The sequence below is a fragment of the Haladaptatus sp. DYF46 genome (assembly GCF_021083305.1).
In the GTDB taxonomy this organism is placed as follows: Archaea; Halobacteriota; Halobacteria; order Halobacteriales; family Haladaptataceae; genus Haladaptatus.
Window position 1 is genome coordinate 1855572 of sequence record NZ_JAJFAY010000001.1, and the last position, 20216, is coordinate 1875787.

Sequence of the window (20216 nt, forward strand, 5' to 3'; positions counted from 1 at the left end):
GTCGTGTATTTGTATTTAAACTTGAGGGCGAATCCGGCTCACTCCCCGCCGTCCGCCTGTGCTTCCGCGCCCCCGACATCGCTATCTTCGATTTCCGCGCGCCGTCGAATCGCCCGTTCGATGAACTCGCGCGGGAGGGCTTCGATTTCCCCGGCTTGCACGTGCCAGAGGTTCGCGTACAGGCCGTCGAGCGCCAACAGGTCGTCGTGCGTGCCGCGTTCAACGATTTCGCCGTCGTCGAGGACGACGATTTCCTCCGCGTCCTTGACCGTCGAGAGGCGGTGGGCGATGGCGAACGTCGTCTTCTCGGCCACGAGCGAGGCGAGACTGCGCTGGATGAGGGCCTCGGTTTCGGTATCGACGTGACTCGTCGCCTCGTCCAGTACGAGGATGGCGGGGTCCTTGAGAACCGTCCGCGCTATGGAGAGTCTCTGACGCTGGCCGCCCGAGAGTTTGACGCCGCGTTCGCCGACCATCGTGTCGTAGCCATCGGGCAGGTTGACGATGAACTCGTGTGCTTCGGCGGCTTTCGCGGCCTCCTCGATTTCCTCGTCGCTCGCGTCGAACGTCCCGTACGCGATGTTCTCCTTCACGGACCCGTAGAAGAGGAACGGTTCCTGACTGACGTAGCCGACCGCCCGCCGCAGACTGCGGAGGTTTACGTCCCGGATGTCGGTGCCGTCGATGCGAATCGTTCCCTCCCCCACGTCGTACATACGGAGGAGGAGTTTCAGGACGGTGGATTTACCCGCACCGGTGGGGCCAACGAGTGCGAGCGTGTCGCCGCGTTCGGCGTGCAGGTCGATGTCCGAGACGACGGTCTCCTCGCCGTAACCGAAACTCACGTCGTCGTAGACCACTTCGCCCTCGGTCACGTCCAAGTCCGGCGCGTCGGCGCTCTCGCCAAGCGTCCCGCGTTCGTTCATCAACGAGTACACCCGGTCGCTCGACGCCTCCGCGCGCTGGTAGATGTTGATTATCTGCCCGAACTGCGCCATGGGCCAGATGAACTGCTGGCTCAGGATGACGAAGGTGACGAACACGCCGGGTTCGAGCGCGCCGGTGAACGGCCCCGGCGCGCCGGAAAGCAGCCAAAAACCGCCGACCGCGAAGGTGACGGCGTAGCCGATGCCGGTCAGGAGGCTCAGGCCGGGAAAGAAGGTGATTCGGGTCGTGATGGCGTCCCAGTTCGCGTCGTAGTAGTCCCCGGAGGCCTCCTCGATCCTGCCGGATTCGTAGGGTTCCGCGGTTTCGGACTTGATCACGCGGATGCCGCCGAGGTTGTTCTCCAGTCGGGAGTTGAGCGCGCCGACGCTCGCCCGCATCGCGGCGTACTTCGGCTGAATAGTTCGGACGAAGAGGTACGTGAACGCCGCGAGGAAGGGCACTGGGAGCAGCGCCACGAGCGCGAGCGCCGGGTTGAGGGTGAACAGAATCCAGCCGATGCCGACGATCATGACGCCGATGCGGAGCGCCGAACTCAGCCCGTCGTTCAGAAACGTCTCCAACTGGTTCACGTCGTTGTTCAGGATGGACATCAACTCGCCCGTCTGCTTGCCGTCGAAGAAGTTCATGTCGAGCAGTTGCATTCTGTCGTAGGTGTCCACGCGGAGCTTGTGCTGAACGCCCTGCGCGAACGCGTTCCAGCCCCAGCCTTCCAGCCACGAGAACGCGGCACCGACGAGAAACGACGCGAGTACGACGCCGATGGAGAGCCAAAGCTGACCGTCCGGCGTCGTCGGCAGCCACATCGACGGAATTAGAGGGAGGTAGAACGCCTGCTCGTTCAGGAATATCGCGTCGATGGCGATGCCGAGGATGACCGGCGGCAGGAGACCCGAGAGGCGGCCGAGTACCGTCCCGACGAACCCCGCGACGAACTGCGGGAAGTAGCCGCGGCCGTACTCGGCGAAGAGTCGCCACATCGTGTGCCGTTCCGCATCCTCCAGTCTTGCGGTATTTGAAGCCACTTACCTCAGGTAAGGACCGGATGAATATGTCCCGTTCGGTGGCCGTTTCGGCTCCCACACCTCTGCCCCCCTCAGTTTCACTTTCACTCCGCTTGCATTCCCAACCGATAGGCATACCCTCGTTCAGTCGCTGTCTGAGTCTAGATGAGCAAGGACTACATCGAAGTGCGGGGGGCCGAGGAGCACAACCTCAAAGACCTCGACGTCAAGATTCCGCGCGAGGAGTTCAACGTCGTCACCGGCCTTTCGGGGTCGGGGAAGTCCTCGCTCGCCTTCGAGACGGTGTACGCAGAGGGACAACGACGCTACATCGAGAGCCTGTCGGCCTACGCCCGGAACTTCCTCGGGCAGATGGACAAGCCGCAGGTCGAGAACGTCGAAGGCTTGTCGCCCGCCATCTCGATCGACCAGAAGAACGCGGCGAACAACCCGCGTTCGACGGTCGGGACCGTGACGGAACTGCACGACTACCTGCGACTGCTCTACGCCCGCGTCGGCACGCCGCACTGTCCGCAGTGCGGTCGGGAAGTCGGCGAGCAGAGCGCCCAGAACATGGTTCGTCGGGTGCTCGACTTGCCCGAGGGAACGAAGGCGAAAATCGCCGCGCCGGTCGTCCGCGACCAGAAGGGCGCGTTCGCCGACCTGTTCGACGACCTCGTCTCGGACGGCTACTCGCGCGTGGAAGTGGACGGCGAGGAGTTCGATTTGACCCTCGACCGACCCGACCTCGACAAGAACTACGACCACACCATCGACGTCATCGTGGACCGCGTGAAGGTCAGCGAGGAAGCGCGTTCGCGCATCAACGACAGCGTCGAGACCGCGCTGGAGGAAGCCGAGGGCGTGATGAAACTCATCGTCCCCGACGCACCGGCGGACGTGAACCTCGGGTCCGAGTCGCGTTCGACGGGCGACTTGGCCGGGGACGGCGACGACCGACTCGTCGTGGAGTTTTCGGAGGAGCTCGCCTGCACGCACTGCGGCATCGACTTCCGCGAAATCGAGACGCGGAGCTTCTCGTTCAACAGTCCGCACGGCGCGTGTCCCGAGTGTGAAGGCATCGGCGAGACGAAGGAGATAGACGAGGACCTCGTCGTCGAGGACCCGTCGAAACAGCTGAAACACGTCTTCGAGCCGTGGAGCTACCAACGGACCTACTACCGCCGACAGCTCGATTCCGTCGCCGAGCACTTCGACGTGAGCCTGACGACGCCGTTCGAGGATCTGGGCGAGGAGGTTCGACAGGGATTCCTCTACGGCACCGACGAGGACGTGCTGTTCAAGTGGAACACGAAGAACGGCATCCGTCGGAAAGAAGAACCGTTTGAGGGCGTCATCCCGAACCTCGAACGACGGTACGTCGAAACCGACAGCGACCGGGCGCGCGGCCACATCGAGGAGTACATGGCCGTGACGGAGTGTCCGGCCTGTGACGGCACGCGACTGCGCCCCGAAAGCCGCTCGGTGTACGTCGATGGCACCTCGATTTCGGCGGTCAACCGGATGTCCATCGGGGACGCGCTGGTTCACTTCGAGAACCTCGAAGCCAATCTGACCGACCGACAGAACCGCATCGCCGAGGAGATACTGAAGGAGATTCGCGCGCGACTCGGCTTCATGGAGGAAGTCGGGTTGCAGTATCTCACGCTCGACCGTGAAGCCTCGACGCTCTCGGGCGGGGAGAGCCAGCGGATTCGGCTGGCAACCCAGATCGGGTCGGGGCTGGTCGGCGTCCTCTACGTGTTGGACGAACCCTCGATCGGCCTTCACCAGCGCGACAACGACCGCCTGCTGAACACGCTGTGTGAACTGCGCGACCTGGGGAACACCCTCATCGTCGTCGAACACGACGAGGAGACGATGCGGCGGGCGGACAACGTCATCGACATCGGCCCCGGTCCCGGTAGACGCGGCGGCGAAATCGTCGTGCAGGGCGACGTGGATGAGGTGATGGCCCACGAGGAGAGCATCACGGGCGACTACCTCGCCGGACGAAAGGAGATTCCCGTCCCCGAGGAACGTCGGGAGAGCGACGCGAACATCACGGTTCGCGGCGCACGCCAGCACAACCTCAAGGACCTCGACGTGGACATTCCGATCGGGAAGTTCACCGCCGTCACGGGCGTTTCCGGGTCGGGGAAATCCACGCTGATGCACGACATCCTCTACAAGGGACTGGCTCGCGAGATGAACGACAACACCTCGGTGGACCCCGGCGACCACGATTCCATCGACGGGATGGAGAACATCGAGAAGGTGCGACTCATCGACCAGTCGCCCATCGGTCGGACGCCACGCTCGAACCCGGCGACGTACACGGGCGTGTTCGATTACATCCGCAAATCCTTCGCCGAGACGAAACTCGCCAAACAGCGCGGCTACGAGAAGGGTCGCTTCTCGTTCAACGTGAAGGGCGGGCGCTGCGAGGAGTGTGGCGGGCAGGGAACCGTCAAAATCGAGATGAACTTCCTCTCGGACGTGTACGTCCCGTGCGAGGAGTGCGACGGCGCGCGCTACAACGACGAGACGCTGGACGTGACCTACCGCGGTGCGACCATCGCGGAGGTGCTCGACATGTCCGTCGAGGAGGCACACGACTTCTTCGAGCACGACACGCGAATCCGTCGTCGCCTGAAACTGCTGAAGGACGTGGGGCTGGACTACATGAAACTCGGCCAACCGTCCACGACCCTCTCCGGCGGGGAGGCCCAGCGCGTCAAACTCGCCGAGGAACTCGGCAAGAAGGACGCGGGCGAGACGCTCTACCTGTTGGACGAACCAACCACGGGACTGCACCACGAGGACGAGCGCAAACTCGTCGCCGTCCTCCAGCGATTGACGGACAAGGGCAACACAATCGCCGTCATCGAACACGAACTCGACCTCGTGAAGAACGCCGACCACGTCATCGACCTCGGCCCCGAGGGCGGCGAGAAGGGCGGCGAAATCGTCGCCACCGGCACGCCCGAGGAGATAGCGCGGGTCGAGGAATCCTACACCGGGCAGTATCTCCGCGACAAACTCCCGGCCATCGAACTCGACGGTCCGCGTTCGGACAGACCCGCACCCGCGCCGATGGATGACTGACAACTGATACGTCGGCGCGTCCGGACCGACGCACAACTGTTTCGAACCGATATACCGATCTATTTATACGATAGAATGGCGGGCTTACCCCGAAGAATCGCCCGCTTATGCGTCGGTATCGTAAGTAGTTTGAAAACTACAGCCAGCTAAGCACTGGATAACAAAGTGTCGTCCGAGGTAACTTCGCACTCGTGTTACGTCCGGGTGGCGGTGGTATCGTGGAAACAACCGATTGCGACTCTCAGGTGTCATGAGTTCGACTGATGGAACCCCACAAGAACTGTCCGAAGATCTCATCTTCGACGTTCTGAAAAATAGGCGACGGCGGTACACGCTCCACTACCTCAAACAGCAGGGGCGACCGGTGGAACTCAGCGAACTGGCGGAACAGGTCGCGGCGTGGGAAAACGACACCACGGTCGAAGGCCTGTCCGCGAACGAGCGCAAGTCGGTGTACACCTCGTTGTATCAGACGCATCTCCCGAAGCTTTCGGATGCGGGAATCGTGGAGTACAACCAGAGCAGAGGCATCGTCGAACTCGCCGATAACGCCGGGCAGTTGGAGGGATACCTCCGTCCGCAGGACGAGTTTCCGTGGATCCGGTACTACCTCGGTCTCGCCATCGTGAGCGCGATTCTCGTCTTCGCCGACTTCCTCGGTATTCCGCCGTTTTCGGCGATTCCGGACAAGATCTGGGGCGTCCTCATCGTCGCCGCGTTCGCACTCTCGGCATTGGTTCATTACCTCCGGCGTCGGCAACTCGGGATGGGAGAACGACCGCCGTCCGCACGGTAGCGACCCGACCCGAGAAAGAAGCTATTTTGCCCCGCGGCCAACAACCCACGATAATGTACGATTTCGTGGTGGTCGGTGCCGGTCCCGCCGGGTCGCGGTTCGCGCGACGCGCCGCGGACGCGGGACACGACGTTCTCGTTCTCGAACGCGGGCAGGTCGGAACGCCGCTCGCGTGTTCCGGTCACGTCAGTACCGACATCTGGGAGTTCACCCCCGAGGGTGCCCGTGCGGACCTCCTCCAGAACGAAGTCTACGGTGCGCGCTTCCACGTCGATGGCCCGACGTCCCCCGAACATCCGTTCTACAAGGACGAGGTCATCTCGAACGTCATCGACCGGGTCGGACTCGACCGGACGCTCGCGACCGCCGCCGAGGAGGCGGGGGCCGATTTGCGTGAGGGACACAGCGTGCCCGACGTGGACGAACACGGGAAGTACGTGGACATCACCGCCAACACGCCCGACGGAACCGAGATGTTTCGCGGGAAGATGGTCGTCGGCTGTGACGGCCCGGTCTCGCGCGTCCGGCGGGAACTCCACCTGCCCGAACCGGGCGAGAAACTGCAGGGCGTGCTCGGGTTCACGACCGACACGCACAACGGCAACTTCGTGGACGTTCACCTCACCGCGCCGCGATTTTTCGCGTGGCGGATCCCCCGCGGGCAGGCGGGCGTCGAGTACGGACTGGCCGCGCCGCCGGGCGAGAACGCTCGCGAGTTGTTCGACCGGTTTACGGCGGATTACGGCGTCGAAACCGGGGATTTCTGTGCCGGGATGATTCCCATCGGCCCGGCACCGAGCGTCACCGCCCACCGCGGGTTTCTCGTCGGCGACGCCGCCGCACAGACGAAGCCCTTCACCGGCGGCGGCATCCTCTACGGCATGACCGCGGCGGACCGCGCCGTCGAGACCATCGACCCCGACGACCCGGCGACGCTCGCCGACTACGAACGCGCGTGGCGACGGGAGTTGAAAAACGAGATTCGACTGGGACACTGGGTGCGCAGGGCGTACTCGCTCCCGAAACCCGTCCAGAAAGTGGGTCTCACGGCGATGGAGGGTGAAATCGGCGTCCACATGGACAAGCCGTCGTCCTTTTTCTCGACTGACCATCTCCGAAAACTCCTCACGCGCTCGTCGTAGGGGGGAGCTAGTCCGAGCTTACGTGACATCGTTCCGAGCCTATACTCGTTATCCCGCATAGCTTTCGAGTACCCTCACCCATCGCTTTCCGTTGGAACGGCGTACCTCCGACCACGACCCGCTTTTCGCCCGAATCGTGACTACGAGTCCTCGCCGGAGTAGTATAATATATTGATCTATTCCCTATATATTAATTTATTAGATCACTAGAGAAAATATTTTAAATTGCCTACGCGATTAGAATGGTGGAGTATGACATCACGACGCAACTTCCTCAAGACGGTCGGCGCGGCAGGTACAGCGGGCATCGGTGCGGTCGCCCTCAGCGGAACCGCGGCGGCCAAACCGACGGTCGACTGGGAACCGGCGGATTCGAGCAACTACACGGGAGCGGACCGCGGCGCTGCGGAGATCGATTGGGTCATCATCCACACCGTACAGGGTTCGGCCAGCAGCGCGGTCAACTGGTTCCAGAACCCCGACGCGGACGTCAGCGCCCACTACACCGTCTCCGAAGGGGGCTACAAGTATCAGAGCGTCAGCGACATCAACATCGCGTGGCACGCGGGCAACTGGAGCTACAACCAGTACTCCGTCGGCATCGAACACGGCGGCTACGTCAGCGAGAGCTACGAAGACGCCCAGTATCGTGCATCCGCCAAACTGGCTAGCTGGCTCTGTGACCAGTACGGCGTCCCGAAACAACACCCGTCGAGCGTCCCGAGCGACGCGGCGAACCCGGCCAACGGGGGCATCATCAGCCACGAACAGGTTCCCGAGAACAGTCACACCGACCCCGGCCCGAACTGGGACTGGGACTACTACATCGACCTCGTGAACTCGTACTGAGTCCGAGAGTTCCGGATTTATTTTTCGACCGACCGCTTCCGCGAAGCCGTGAAAACCGCGACGGAGAATCGTTACTCGAGATCGTACAGCGCGCCGTACTTCTCGGTCACGTAGTCGAGGAAGTACTCGGCGGTGAACGACTCGCCCGTCGCGTGTTCGATGAGGTCGTCCGTGGTGTACAGACAGCCGTACTGGTGGATGTTCTCGGTCAGCCAGTCGTGGAAGTCGTCGAAGTCGCCGTCGCGAATCTGACCGTCGAGGTCGTCGATGTCCTCGTCGGCTTTCGCGTACAGTTGCGCGGCGAGGACGCTGCCCAGCGAGTAGGTCGGGAAGTAACCGAAGCTACCGTGGCTCCAGTGGATGTCCTGTAGACAGCCGTCGGCGTCCGTGTCGGGGCGGATACCGAGGTACTCCTCGTACTTGTCGTTCCAGAGTTCCGGCACCTCGTCCACCTCGATTTCGCCGCGGATGAGCGCCTTCTCGATTTCGAAGCGCACCACGATGTGCATGTGGTAGGTCAGTTCGTCCGCCTCGACGCGGATGAGGTTGTCCTCGTAGACGCGGTTCGCGGCCTGATACATCTCATCGACGGAGACGCCGTTCGCGTCCGCGAATCGCTCCCGAACGAGCGGCAGGAAGTTCTCCCAGAAGGCGCGCGACCGACCGACGTTGTTCTCCCAGACGCGGGATTGAGATTCGTGGACGGTCAGGTCGCGGGCTTGGCCGAGCGGCGTGCCGTACTGGTCGTCCGGCAGGCCCTGCGTGTAGGTGGCGTGGCCGAACTCGTGGACCGTGCTCATCAGCGCGCCGAGCGGGTCGCTCTCGTCGAAGCGCGTCGTCACGCGCGCGTCGAACTGCGTCCCGCTTGAGAACGGGTGGGGGGCGGTGTCGAGGCGGCCGCGGTCCCAGTCGTAGCCGAGCGTGTCGAGCACGTCGCGCGAGAGTTCCTCCTGAATCTCGGCGTCGTAGGTTCCCTGGAACGGCGTGGCGAGTTCGACGTCGCTCTCGCGCACGTCCTCGATGAGTGGGACGAGTTCGTCTCGGAGTTCCGCCAGCGTCTCCTCGGCGGTGTCGATGCCGAGATAGGGTTCGTACTCCTCGAACAGGACCTCGTAGGGGTCCTTGTCCGGGTCGATGTGTTCGGCGTATTCGCGCTCCAACTCGACCAGTTTTTCGAGCGTCGGGGCGAAAATCGAGAAGTCGTCCTCCTCGCGCGCCTTCTTCCACTTCGGGAGCGCCTCGGACGTGGTGCGGGAAATCTCCTCGACCAACTCGCCGGGGACGCGGGTCGCTCGCTCGTACTCCCGTCGAACCTCGCGGACGACGGCGGCCTGTTCGTCGTCCAACTCCTCGCCTTCGAGTTCGTCCAGCAGGTCGCCCATCTCGTCGTCGGTGAGCAGTTCGTGCGAAATCGCCGACAGTGCCGACCGCTGCTGTGACCGAGCGGGGGTGCCACCCTCGGGCATCACGACTTCTTGGTCCCAGCCGAGAATCCCGGCGGCGTTCTGGACGTTCGAAATCCGTTTTACTTTCCCGAGAAACTCCTCGTAGGTACTGTTTTCTTCGGCGGCTTCGGTTGCCATCGTCGGGTGTTTGCTGTCACCGATTATCAATGAATGGGTTTCGGTACGAAATACGACGGGGAGTCGGATTCGTTAGCGCGTCTCCGCCGCGTTCCGGTAAATCCGATAGCAGCGCGCCAACACGTCGATGTCCACGCTCTCGTTTTTCGTGTGCGCTTCGCCCGGTTCCGACGCGCCGCAGACGACGCAGGTGACGCCCGCCTGGGCCAACCACCCGGCGTCCGTCGCGTGGGGCTTCGTTACCTGTTCCGGGTCGCCGTCCTGTGCGTCTCGGGCGGCGGCCAGCACCGCCTCCGCGAAGTCCGGGTCGTCGCACTCCATCGGCGGCAGGTCCTGTTCGACGGTCCACTCCACGCCGTCGATTTCCTCCACGGCACTGAGGTCGGCGTGCTCGCCGGGGACGGTCCGCTCGTCGACGGTTACGTCGCAGGTGTCCGGAATGACGTTCCACGCGCTTCCGCCGTGGATTTCGGTGACGACGACGCTCCCCGAGAGGTCGTTGCCGAGAACCGAGACGGTCGGGACGTCGCACTCGCGGACGATGTCTACAGCATCGCTGGCGCGGTAAATGGCGTTTTCACCGGCCTCCGGTTCGCTCGCGTGCGCGGCGGTTCCGTGCGCCGTGACGGTGCTCGCCCGCCGTCCGCGGTGGGCGACGACGACGTCCGTGACGCCCGCTTTCGAGTAGTTCGTGGACCCCTCGGCGACGATGGCGCAATCGGGCGAAAAGCCGCCCTCGATGGCGTGACGTGCGCCGTCGCCGCCCAACTCCTCGGCGATGAAGCTGGCGAAGGCGAGGTCACAGGACGGGTCGGCGTCGCGGAACGCGAGCATCGACGCCGCCACTGAACCCTTCATGTCCGCCGCGCCGCGACCGTACAGTCGTCCGTCGCGCGCCTCGACCACGTACTCGCCGCCGTCTACCTGCGATTCGTCCGGGGGAACGACGTCGTGGTGGCCGACCAGCGCGAGCGAGGTATCGGCCCCGCCGTCGGCCGCCTTGTGAGCGATAACGTTGCCGACGTCGTCCCGCGTTACGTCCGCGTTCGTCTCCGCGCGAAGCCACTCCTCGATATAATCGCCCGCCGCCGTCTCGTCCTCGTGACTCGGAATCGAAACGAGGTTCCGGGTCAGTTCGACCAGTTCGTCCATACTCCTTCATTCCACTCGGCGGTTTAGTACTCTATGCCCTCGGCAACCCCTCTGGCAGGCTATCTGTAGTGCTGGTGGAGACCGCGATCATATCGCTACTCGAACAACAGATGTCAGAGAGATGATTACAAAATGTCTCGAGTGTCGACCCGTATCGCTTCGGCCGCGTGTTCGACCAGTTCGTCCATACCCCATCGAGTCGCGTCGTGAAAATCAGTATCCGACGTCTTCGGCAAGAACGTGAATGTCCTCCTGCAGCGTGTGCAGTCGTTCCGCGACGGACGCGTCGGCTTGGTGTTCTATCTCCGAAATCCTGTCTTCAGTCTCGCGGAACTGCGTTCGCTTCGTTTCCTCGTCGCTCGGGACGTTGGACAGGCCCTTTCGAATCGCCCGGATTTCCCCGGCGACGTCTGGCGAGGCGTCGTCCGCGACGGAATCCAAGTCCGCTCGAATCTCGTCGAGTTCTCGTGCCATGGTCGGGACGATGGCATCGGAAACCAAATCGATGCTGGCCGGAATCGGTCTCACCCATCGATGGGGTCACAGTATCTCGCACAACAGTCCAATACGTCTTCAAGAATTACGTTGTTCGAATATCGAATCGCTCCGGTTCGCTCGTCGTAATCGATTATCGACATCGCTTCGAGACGCGGGAGATGGACGTGTCGAAGTCGCGTTTCGATGTGCCGTGAGTCGCCATCGAGTACGTCGCACAGTTCCTCGACCGTCGAGGAACCGTCCGTCGATTCGATGAGATAGCACACTAATCGGCGTCGTTGGGCGTCCGAAAGTACTTCGAACGCTCTATCGAGACGTGAGGGGTCCGGGGACTCGGATGACACCATCTACCATTGGTTGGGAAATCAACCCTCTAATTCTGGTGCTTGAATCCGCAAGCTTCGGCTCAGATGGCACAATCGTCGACGAACTCGTACTCCTCGTATCGGTCGAGTTTGCGCTCGATGGCGTCTAGAAGCCACTCGTCGATGGTTTCGTCCGTGCGGTCGGCTTCGATTCGGTCGCGCGTTTCTTCGTCGACGGTGAGCACGAGGTGGGCGTGACGCATCGACTGCCGTACGTCACCGAGGAGCAAAAGCGTGACCCACGCGCTGAAACCCTTATCAGGCTACCGCACGAACCGACGCCCATGAACGTAGTGCCGGATACGAGCGCCGTCATCGATGGCCGTATCTCGCAGAAAGTCGATGATGGCGACTTTGCTGGGGCGACGGTTCTCATCCCCGAAGCCGTCGTCAGCGAACTGGAATCGCAGGCGAACAAGGGAGAGGAGAGCGGGTGGAACGGGCTGTCCGAACTGCAACGTCTCGCGGACCTCGCGGACGCCGGTGACGTCGAACTCGATTACGTCGGGAAGCGACCCAAACCCGAAGAACAGGGATACGCCCACCGGGGGGAAATCGACGCGCTCATCCGGGAGTTGGCGGACGAGCACGACGCCACGTTCGTCACCAGCGACCTCGTACAGAGCGAAGTCGCGCAAGCGAAGGGCTTGGAAGTCGAGTACATCGCGCCGAAAACGCGGGACGTGGAACGGCTCAGCATCGAGGACTACTTCGACGAGGAGACGATGAGCCTCCACCTCCGGTCGAAGGTCCCACCGATGGCGAAGCGGGGCGAAATCGGCGACATGCACTATCAGCGGATTCGCGACGAACCGTCCACGGACGAGCAACTGAAGGAGTACGCACAGGAGATAATTCAGAGCGCGAAACAGAGCCACGACGGGTTCATCGAAATCGACGAACCCGGCATGACCATCGTCCAGTTCCGCGATTATCGTATCGCCATCGCGGAACCGCCGTTCGCCGACGCGTGGGAAATCACGGCGGTTCGCCCCATCGTCAAGACGTCGCTGGACGACTACGAACACGCGGACGAACTCCGGGGACGCCTGCTCGAACGACAGCGCGGCGTCCTGATTTCCGGGGCACCCGGTGCCGGAAAGTCCACCTTCGCACAGGCCGTCGCGGAGTTCCTCGCCGACAGCGACTTCGCCGTGAAAACGATGGAGAAACCCCGCGACTTGCAGGTCGGACCCGAAGTGACTCAGTACACCGAGTTGGCGGGCGAGATGGAGAAGACGGCCGACTCCCTGTTGATGGTCCGTCCGGACTACACCATCTACGACGAGGTGCGGAAGACGAACGACTTCGAGGTGTTCGCGGACATGCGCCTCGCGGGCGTCGGCATGGTCGGCGTCGTCCACGCCACCCGCCCCATCGACGCGCTCCAGCGACTCATCGGCCGGGTCGAACTCGGCATGATTCCGCAGATCGTGGACACCGTCGTTTACATCGAGGCCGGACAGATCGAGAAAGTCTACGACGTACGGACCGAGGTCAAAGTGCCGGCGGGCATGACCGAGGAGGACCTCGCGCGGCCCGTCATCCTCGTGGAGGAGTTCGAGACCGGAACGCCGGAGTACGAAATCTACACCTTCAACCGGCAGGTCGTCACGGTCCCGTTGGAGGACGCTGACGGGAAGGAGACCGGCGTGTCGCGCCTCGCCAGACAGGAAATCGAGCGCGAAATCCAGTCGGTGTCCCGCGGCCACGTCGACGTGGACCTACAGGGCCAGAACAAAGCCGTCGTCTACGTGGACGAGGACGACATCTCCTACGTCATCGGCAAGGGCGGCGGTCGGATCGACGACATCGAGAACCGCCTCGGCATCGACATCGACGTGCGAACGCACGACGAGAAACCGTCTTCCGTCGGGAGTACGAAGGGGATGGAGACGCCGCGCGGCGACGTCGTGACCCCCGAAATCACGTCGCGGCACGTCATCATCCCGCTGGACGGCCACGCCGGGGAAACGGTCGAAGTGCAGGCCGACGGCGAGTACCTGTTCACCGCGACGGTCGGCCGCGGCGGCGACATTCAGGTCTCCCGCGGCAGCGCCATCGCCGAGGAGTTGGAGTACGCCATCGATAGAGAGCGTCAGATTACGGTCGTATCGGCGTAAGCCCCGAAATCGCGGTCATCTCTCGTTTTCGATTACCGATACTCCGACATCTCCGCGACCACGTCGGACGTGGCGACTCGCCACGTCTCGATGAGCGCGTCCTCGAACGGTTCGTCCTCCCAGTCGTCGATTTTCTCGTTCTCCTCCAACCATTCGACCGTTCGGGCGATGCCGGTCTCGAAGTCTATCGTGTACTCGTAATCCAGGTCGCGTCTCGCCTTGCGGTTGTCGAACGTCGTCGCGTACTGGAAGTGGTCGCGGAGCATTCGGGTTCGCTCCGGTGCAATCGAGGTGAGCACGTCGGTCGGGACGTGGATTAGTTCCGGGTCGGGCGCACCGATGGCGCTGGCGACGCGACGGTGGTACTGGTTCCACGTGATGAACTCCTCGCTCGTGACGTGGTAGGCCTCGCCGTACGCGTCCTCGTTACCGATGGCGTTGACGAACGCGCGGGCCACGTCGTCGCGGTGGCACGCGCCCCAAATCGAGGTGCCGTCACCGTGGACGACGACGGGTTTTCCGGCGCGGAGACGGTCGAGGTAGTACGTTCCCTTCCCGAAGGTGTGGTTGATGGCGCCGCCCTCGCCGTAGGTGCTCCACGGGCGGATGACCGTCGTCTCGAACTCGCCGCGTTCGTGGGCGTCCATGAACACGTCCTCTGCGTCCGCCTTGTTCCGGCCGTAGTCGCTCACGTTCGGGTGTCGTGCGGTGTCCTCCGTGATGGGATTTCGTTCGGGCGGGCGATGGTAGACATCGACGGTGCTACAGAAGACGTACTGGTCGACGTGGGAAGCGACGGCGTCCACCGTCTCACGCGCCGTTTCCGGCGAGAAGCAGACCATGTCCACCAGCGCGTCGGGGTCGGCCTCCGCGACGGCCGCTTCGAGGGAGTCCGTGTCGTGTCTGTCGCCCTGTGCGTGTGTGACGCCGTCCGGTAGCGCCGCGTCGTGGTTGCCGCGCGTGAACACCGTCACGGATTCGCCCGCATCGGCGAGTTGGTCGACGATACCGGTGCTGATGAGGCCGGTGCCGCCGATGACGAACACGTTCATATCCGGATGTCCACACGGGAATACAAAGTGGTGTGGATAGCGGATACCGCGGTTTTTGTGGGAGACAAAGGAAGGGGAAGGAGAAAGGGAGAGTCGGCGAGAGAAACGGCGCGGCTATTCCGCGCACTGAGCGTCCGCACTGTGATCCGCATCCGGTTCCGTCGGGACATCGATTTCGTAGAGGTTCTGGCGGGCGTCGGCGAAGTAGATGTCCTCGTCGACGACGCCGATGTCTTCGAGTCGTTCGAGCGCGTAGCGAACCGTCCGTGCGGACAACATGGATTCGTCCACGATCTGTTTCTGGGTGAGGGATCCCTTGTATTCGAGAACCTTGAAAACGAGTTTGGCACTTGGTGGAAGGTCGTCGATTTGTTCCCGTTCAGTCTGGCTCATCATCGTTACGAATCGAAACACGCCATCGCCATAAAACTATTGAGATGGAGTGGCATGGAAAGGCTTCACAGTGGCCACTACGGGAAGACGAATTCGAAGGACGAAGCCGGTCTCGGAGCGTTTTCGACGGCACCCTGTGCCGACGTTGGTACACTGTCACACGCACACCCCAAAAGTCACCCACCGTCTGTATTCGGGTCCGACGTTCGGACGGTTCTCGACGGGGTGGAGACGGGGGTAGGTACAAGCGAACGTCTTTTGAGGCAGGGTACCCGATTGCCACGCATGGCGACTGAAAAGGCATCAGAGCGACGGGCGGCCCATATCCGGAGCATTACCGTCACGTCGCTCGCTTCGATATCTGGCATCGTCGCCGGGTTCGCGTCCGCTCTGATAGTGGGGACGTCGAACGCGGCGGCGACGGACCAGATGGGATTGACCATCATGCTCGCGTTCGTGATCGTTCAACTCCCGCTGCTGTATCTCATGGGATACGAGTTGGACGGAATCAAAGACACTCTCTTCGTCGCGTTCATGACGTTCTCGCTCTGGTTCATCACGTGGGGTATTCTCCTCATCAACCACGTGGAGCTCTAAGCATGGCGGACGACAGTATCGCGGTCGTGGACTTGGAGCGTTGCTCACCCGACCGCTGCAACTACGAGTGTAAGAACTTCTGTCCCCCGAACCGGACGGGGAAGGAGTGCATCACGCTCCGCGGCGAGGACACGGCCGAAGGGCAACCCGATCAGGTACACATCAGCGAGGAGATTTGCCTCGGCGAAACCTGCGGTATCTGCGTCGAGAAGTGCCCGTTCGACGCCATCGAGATCATCAACCTGCCGAGCGAGCTACAGGAGGACCCCGTCCACCGCTACGGCGAAAACGCCTTCTCGCTGTACGGACTGCCGATACCCCAAGAGGGACAGGTCACGGGGATTCTGGGCCCGAACGGGAGCGGGAAAACGACGGCAGTGAAGATTCTCGCGGGCGAACTCGCGCCCAACCTCGGCCAGTTCGAGGACCCGCCGGGATGGGACACCATCCTCGACCGCTACCGCGGAACCGAACTGCAGGACTACCTCGGTGAAGTCCGGGACGGCGACGTCACCGTCGCACGAAAACCCCAGTACGTCGATAAGATCCCCGACCGATTCGACGGCAGCACCGCCGAGTTGCTCTCCCGAACCGACGAGCGCGGCGTGCTGGACGACCTGCTGGAACGACTCGAAATCGAGCACGTGATGGACCAGGACATCGACAGCCTCTCCGGCGGCGAACTCCAGCGTGTGGCGCTGACGGCGGCACTGGCCCGCGACGCCGACTTCTACTTCCTCGACGAAATCACGCCGTACCTCGACATCAGCCAGCGCGTCACGGTCGCCCGCCTGCTTCAGGAGATGGCGAACGAGCAGGGCCGCTCCATGCTCGTGGTCGAACACGACCTCGCCATCCTCGATTTGGTGGCCGACAACCTGCACGTCGCGTACGGCGAACCCGGCGCGTACGGTGTCATCACGACGCCGAAATCGGTGCGTAACGGCATCAACGAGTACCTGAAGGGCTACCTCAACAACGAGAACATGCGGATCCGTCCGAACGCGATCGAGTTCGACGAACACGCCCCGCGCGAGTCGATAACGTCCGACCCGCTCGTGGAGTACCCCGACCTCCACAAATCGTACGGCGAGGGCGAGTTCTCGCTCGACGTGGAAGGCGGCACGATTTACGAGAACGAGGTGTTGGGCATCGTCGGCCCGAACGGAATCGGGAAATCGACGTTCGCACAACTCCTCGCCGGACGACTCGAACCGGACGAGGGCGACGCGGACTTCGCGCTCGACATCTCGTACAAACCGCAGTACATCGAAATCGACCAGCCGATGCGCGTGGACGTGTTCCTCTCGTCGCTGACCGACGACATGGGAACCTCCTACTGGGACACGGAAATCTCACAACCGCTCCAACTCGAACGCATCATGGAGCAGAACTTGATGGACCTCTCCGGTGGGGAGCGCCAGCGCGTCGCCATCGCGGCCTGCCTGTCGAAACCCGCCGACCTCTACCTGCTGGACGAACCCTCTGCGTACCTCGACGTGGAACAGCGCGTCCGTGCGACGCGCGCCATCCGCCGCTACGCCGAGATTCAGGATGCCACCGTGTTGGTCATCGACCACGACACGTACATGATCGACCTGCTCTCGGACCGCCTGATGGTCTTCGACGGCGAACCCGCACAGCACGGTCACGCCGGACGCCCGAAGGGGATGCGCGACGGGATGAACGACTTCCTCGCCAACCTCGACATCACGTTCCGCCGCGACGAGAACGTGGGTCGCCCGCGCATCAACAAGCCCGGCAGCCAACTCGACCGGCAGCAGAAGAGCGACGGCGAGTACTACTACAGCTAACTCCTCCGTTTCCGTTTTCGACGGTTCGACGCGCCAGCAACTCGTCTTCGGGGAAACCGCCGACATCGACGCCTGACCACGGAACCGAATCTCTTTTTCCCCCGTCCGCGTAGACCCGAATAGTGATTTCCACGCTCTCCTCGTGGCTTTCGGCCTCCGACAACCGGGCGAAACTCTTCGCTGCCCTCGCGGTGGTTCTGTTCGCCACCGCCGGAGTCGGGGCGCTGACGGGACAGGACAGCCCCTACCTGTCCGTGGACGAGCAGCGTCCCGCGACGAACACCCTCGTCGCGTTGCAAGACTATCAGGACGAGGGACGCGCCATCGAGGTGAACCCCGCCGGAAAGATCGTCTGGGAGTACACCGAGGCGGACGACGTGTTCGACGTGGAAGCGCTGGGGAAGAACCGGGTCCAAATCGCGGTGGCCGACGAATTCCCCGATGAGGAGTGTCCGTCCGAGTATCGGGACGACGGCTACGATAACTGCGTTCGGAACTCGCTCCGGGTCGTGGCACAGGACACGAACGAGACCCTGTGGGAGTACTCGTGGTTCGACGCCAAACTGCACGCCCACGAACTCCACGACGCCGACCACTACGTCGTGAACGGGAAGGACCGCTGGGTGATGGTGGACATGGGCAACGACCGCGTGTTCGCCGTGAACCGCGACGAGGAAATCCTCTGGCAGTGGAACGCGACCGACCGCTACGATTTCCCGGAGGACATGGACGAGGAGGGCGACTGGACGCACGTCAACGACGTGGACCGGATTCGACCGGGTGTCTTCCGAATCAGCCTCAGAAACTTCGATACGGTCGCGGATTTACACGTCGAGAACGGGTCCGCTCGCCTCGAACCCGTCGTCGGACCGAACTCATACTCGGAATCCGGGGAGATCCTCTACGAACAGCACAATCCCGACACGCTCGGCGACACGCTCCTCGTGGCCGACAGCGAACACGACCGCATCGTCGAGATCCGAAACGGAACCCTCGTCTGGGAGTACGGCGGGAGCGGCGTCTTCGACTGGCCCCGCGACGCCGACAGACTGCGAAACGGCCATACGCTCGTCGCCGACTCGTACAACGACCGGGTGGTCGAACTGAACGAGAACGGCGAAATCGTCTGGTCGGTCGAAACAGGGTCACTTCCGTACGAAGCGGACCGCCTGCCGGGCGAAGGGAGCAACGGTCCGACCGCACGCGAGGCCGGGATTCCGAACAAGACTCACGAAACGTCCCCCGTCAACGAACGGGTCGCGTGGAGCATCGCGATGGCGAAGTACGTCGTTCCCAACAGCCTCGCACAGGAGTTGATCGTCATTCTCCTCGGCTTGGTGGCGCTCGTCGGCACCGTCGTCGAACGGTGGCGTTAGCGCTTTTTCACGGTTATCTCGATGGGGTTCGTCGGTTCGAGCGTCGTTCCCATCCGCAAATCGAGGTCGGCGGGCGGGGACCCGAACTCGACCCGTTGTGCGAGCGTCGCCAGCACGAGCCGAATTTCGGCGTTCGCAAAGCGCATCCCGATGCAGTGGCGCGGACCGCCGCCGAACGGGAAGTAGGCGTACTCCGGCAGGTCGGCTTCCATCGCGGGCGTCCAGCGTTTGGGTCTGAACGCCTCGGGGTCGTCGAACCAGCGCTCGTCGTTCTGAATCACGAACTGCGGGAGCGTCAGCGAGGTTCCCTCAGGAACCCGATACCCGTCGAAAACGACGTCCCGTTTCGTCTCGCGGAAGACGACGTAGGCGGGCGGGTAGCGTCGCAAGGCCTCGGTGACGATCTTGTCGGTGTAGTCGAGCGCATCGAGGTCGGCCATCGTCGGCGCGTCGCCGTCGAGGACGGTGTCGAGTTCGTCGTTCAGCTTTCGACGCACCCGCGAATGGGTCGAGAGGAGATACAGGCAGTAGGTGAGCGCGAGTGCCGTCGTCTCGTGACCCGCGAAGAGGAACGTCGCCATCTCGTCGCGGAGGGCTTCCTCCGACATCCTCTCGCCGTCCTCGTCCGTCGCGTGGAGGAGAATCGAGAGGAAGTCGTCGCCCGGGGGTTCGTTCCGGTGTTTCTCGATGAGGCGTTCGACCGCCTCGTCGAACCCCTCGATGGCGCGTCTGAACCGACGGTTGGTCGCGGTGGGAACCCAATCCGGGAGGAACGCGTCCACGGACCCCGCATCGCTCTTCTCGTTGATGGCTCGCGTGATGTTCCAGGTCGCATCACGAATCGGGGATCGTTCCCCCCGAATATCCAAATCGAACAACGCCGCCGAGAGGATTCGAAGCGTCAACCGCCGCATCTCCTCCTGTAGCATAATCGTCTCCCCGGTGGTCCACGAGTCGGCGGCCTCCGCCGCGAACTCGACCATCGGGTCGGCGTAGGTGGCGATGCGCTCGCGGTAGAAGGCGGGTTGCATCCTCGTGCGCTGACGTCGCCAGAACTCCCCTTCGCTCGCGACGAGGCCGTTTCCGATGAACTTCTCGCCCGCCTCTCGAATGAATCCGCTCTTTCCGAACTTCGACTCCTCCGTGACGAGCACCCGTTTCACGTGGTCGGGGTGGAGGAGCGTGCAAAACGGCTCGCCCGCCACGGAGTACGAGACCACGTCGCCGTACTCGCGGAGGCCGTCGTAGAACGAAAACGGGTCGCGGAGGAAACCGAGCGTGTTCCCCACGGCGGGATACGATTTCGGACCCGGTGGAAGCGGGTGGTCGTCCGGGCGCTCCGTCGGCGCGGTTTCGGGGGTCGTCATGGTTAGATGTCGGTTCGGCGGCCCGAAGCCGATTCCGTCGAATCCACTAGAG

The 20216-nt window shown here is 62.8% G+C and carries 17 protein-coding genes; 8 read left to right on the forward strand and 9 right to left on the reverse strand.

What is annotated here, in order from left to right; genetic code table 11:
* Positions 1 to 38: 38 nt before the first annotated feature.
* Positions 39 to 1925, reverse strand: coding sequence for an ABC transporter ATP-binding protein (locus LJF34_RS10235; protein WP_231185062.1), 1887 nt, complete (start codon positions 1923 to 1925; stop codon positions 39 to 41).
* A gap of 189 nt (positions 1926 to 2114) precedes the next feature.
* On the opposite strand from LJF34_RS10235, the gene uvrA reads away from it, so the two are divergent.
* From uvrA to LJF34_RS10255, 4 genes are all read left to right on the forward strand, one after another.
* Positions 2115 to 5057, forward strand: coding sequence for an excinuclease ABC subunit UvrA (uvrA, locus tag LJF34_RS10240; protein WP_231184867.1), 2943 nt, complete (start codon positions 2115 to 2117; stop codon positions 5055 to 5057).
* A 250-nt stretch (positions 5058 to 5307) separates the two neighbouring features.
* Positions 5308 to 5853, forward strand: a complete 546-nt coding sequence (locus LJF34_RS10245) for a hypothetical protein (protein WP_231184868.1) — start codon at positions 5308 to 5310, stop codon at positions 5851 to 5853.
* A gap of 53 nt (positions 5854 to 5906) precedes the next feature.
* Positions 5907 to 6995: a geranylgeranyl reductase family protein gene (locus LJF34_RS10250; RefSeq protein WP_231184869.1), complete on the forward strand. Its 1089-nt coding sequence runs from the start codon at positions 5907 to 5909 to the stop codon at positions 6993 to 6995.
* Positions 6996 to 7247: 252 nt separating this feature from the next.
* Complete coding sequence (locus LJF34_RS10255) at positions 7248 to 7844, forward strand: peptidoglycan recognition family protein (RefSeq protein ID WP_231184870.1); 597 nt, start codon at positions 7248 to 7250, stop codon at positions 7842 to 7844.
* 71 nt (positions 7845 to 7915) lie between these two features.
* Here LJF34_RS10255 and LJF34_RS10260 read toward each other — a convergent pair whose 3' ends face one another.
* The 5 genes from LJF34_RS10260 to LJF34_RS10280 form a co-directional block, all read right to left on the reverse strand.
* The gene (locus tag LJF34_RS10260; RefSeq protein WP_231184871.1) at positions 7916 to 9427 is read right to left on the reverse strand and encodes a carboxypeptidase M32; all 1512 of its coding nucleotides are present in this window, start codon (positions 9425 to 9427) and stop codon (positions 7916 to 7918) included.
* Between the two features lie 72 nt (positions 9428 to 9499).
* Positions 9500 to 10579, reverse strand: coding sequence for a M20/M25/M40 family metallo-hydrolase (locus LJF34_RS10265; protein WP_231184872.1), 1080 nt, complete (start codon positions 10577 to 10579; stop codon positions 9500 to 9502).
* A 213-nt stretch (positions 10580 to 10792) separates the two neighbouring features.
* On the reverse strand, positions 10793 to 11053 hold the full coding sequence (locus LJF34_RS10270; RefSeq protein ID WP_231184873.1) for a hypothetical protein: 261 nt from the start codon (positions 11051 to 11053) through the stop codon (positions 10793 to 10795).
* 50 nt (positions 11054 to 11103) lie between these two features.
* Positions 11104 to 11424 carry a hypothetical protein gene (locus tag LJF34_RS10275; protein ID WP_231184874.1) on the reverse strand — a complete coding sequence of 107 codons (321 nt, stop codon included), beginning with the start codon at positions 11422 to 11424 and terminating at the stop codon, positions 11104 to 11106.
* 59 nt (positions 11425 to 11483) lie between these two features.
* A complete protein-coding gene (locus tag LJF34_RS10280) occupies positions 11484 to 11645 on the reverse strand; it encodes a hypothetical protein (RefSeq protein WP_231184875.1) in 162 nt (53 codons plus the stop codon).
* Positions 11646 to 11726: 81 nt separating this feature from the next.
* On the opposite strand from LJF34_RS10280, the gene LJF34_RS10285 reads away from it, so the two are divergent.
* A complete protein-coding gene (locus LJF34_RS10285) occupies positions 11727 to 13565 on the forward strand; it encodes a PINc/VapC family ATPase (protein WP_231184876.1) in 1839 nt (612 codons plus the stop codon).
* A 32-nt stretch (positions 13566 to 13597) separates the two neighbouring features.
* Here the strand turns inward: LJF34_RS10285 and LJF34_RS10290 are convergent, their stop codons facing one another.
* Positions 13598 to 14617, reverse strand: a complete 1020-nt coding sequence (locus tag LJF34_RS10290; protein WP_231184877.1) for an NAD-dependent epimerase/dehydratase family protein — start codon at positions 14615 to 14617, stop codon at positions 13598 to 13600.
* Positions 14618 to 14731: 114 nt separating this feature from the next.
* Positions 14732 to 15010, reverse strand: coding sequence for a winged helix-turn-helix domain-containing protein (locus tag LJF34_RS10295; protein ID WP_231184878.1), 279 nt, complete (start codon positions 15008 to 15010; stop codon positions 14732 to 14734).
* A gap of 285 nt (positions 15011 to 15295) precedes the next feature.
* On the opposite strand from LJF34_RS10295, the gene LJF34_RS10300 reads away from it, so the two are divergent.
* The 3 genes from LJF34_RS10300 (at position 15296) to LJF34_RS10310 (ending at position 18797) form a co-directional block, all read left to right on the forward strand.
* Positions 15296 to 15607 carry a hypothetical protein gene (locus LJF34_RS10300; RefSeq protein ID WP_231184879.1) on the forward strand — a complete coding sequence of 104 codons (312 nt, stop codon included), beginning with the start codon at positions 15296 to 15298 and terminating at the stop codon, positions 15605 to 15607.
* 2 nt (positions 15608 to 15609) lie between these two features.
* Entirely contained in the window at positions 15610 to 17421 is a 1812-nt protein-coding gene (locus tag LJF34_RS10305; protein WP_231184880.1) for a ribosome biogenesis/translation initiation ATPase RLI, read from the forward strand.
* A gap of 122 nt (positions 17422 to 17543) precedes the next feature.
* Positions 17544 to 18797 carry a hypothetical protein gene (locus LJF34_RS10310; protein ID WP_231184881.1) on the forward strand — a complete coding sequence of 418 codons (1254 nt, stop codon included), beginning with the start codon at positions 17544 to 17546 and terminating at the stop codon, positions 18795 to 18797.
* Here LJF34_RS10310 and LJF34_RS10315 read toward each other — a convergent pair.
* Positions 18794 to 20164, reverse strand: coding sequence for a cytochrome P450 (locus LJF34_RS10315; RefSeq protein ID WP_231184882.1), 1371 nt, complete (start codon positions 20162 to 20164; stop codon positions 18794 to 18796). The two genes, LJF34_RS10310 and LJF34_RS10315, sit on opposite strands and share 4 nt — an antisense overlap.
* Positions 20165 to 20216 lie beyond the last annotated feature (52 nt).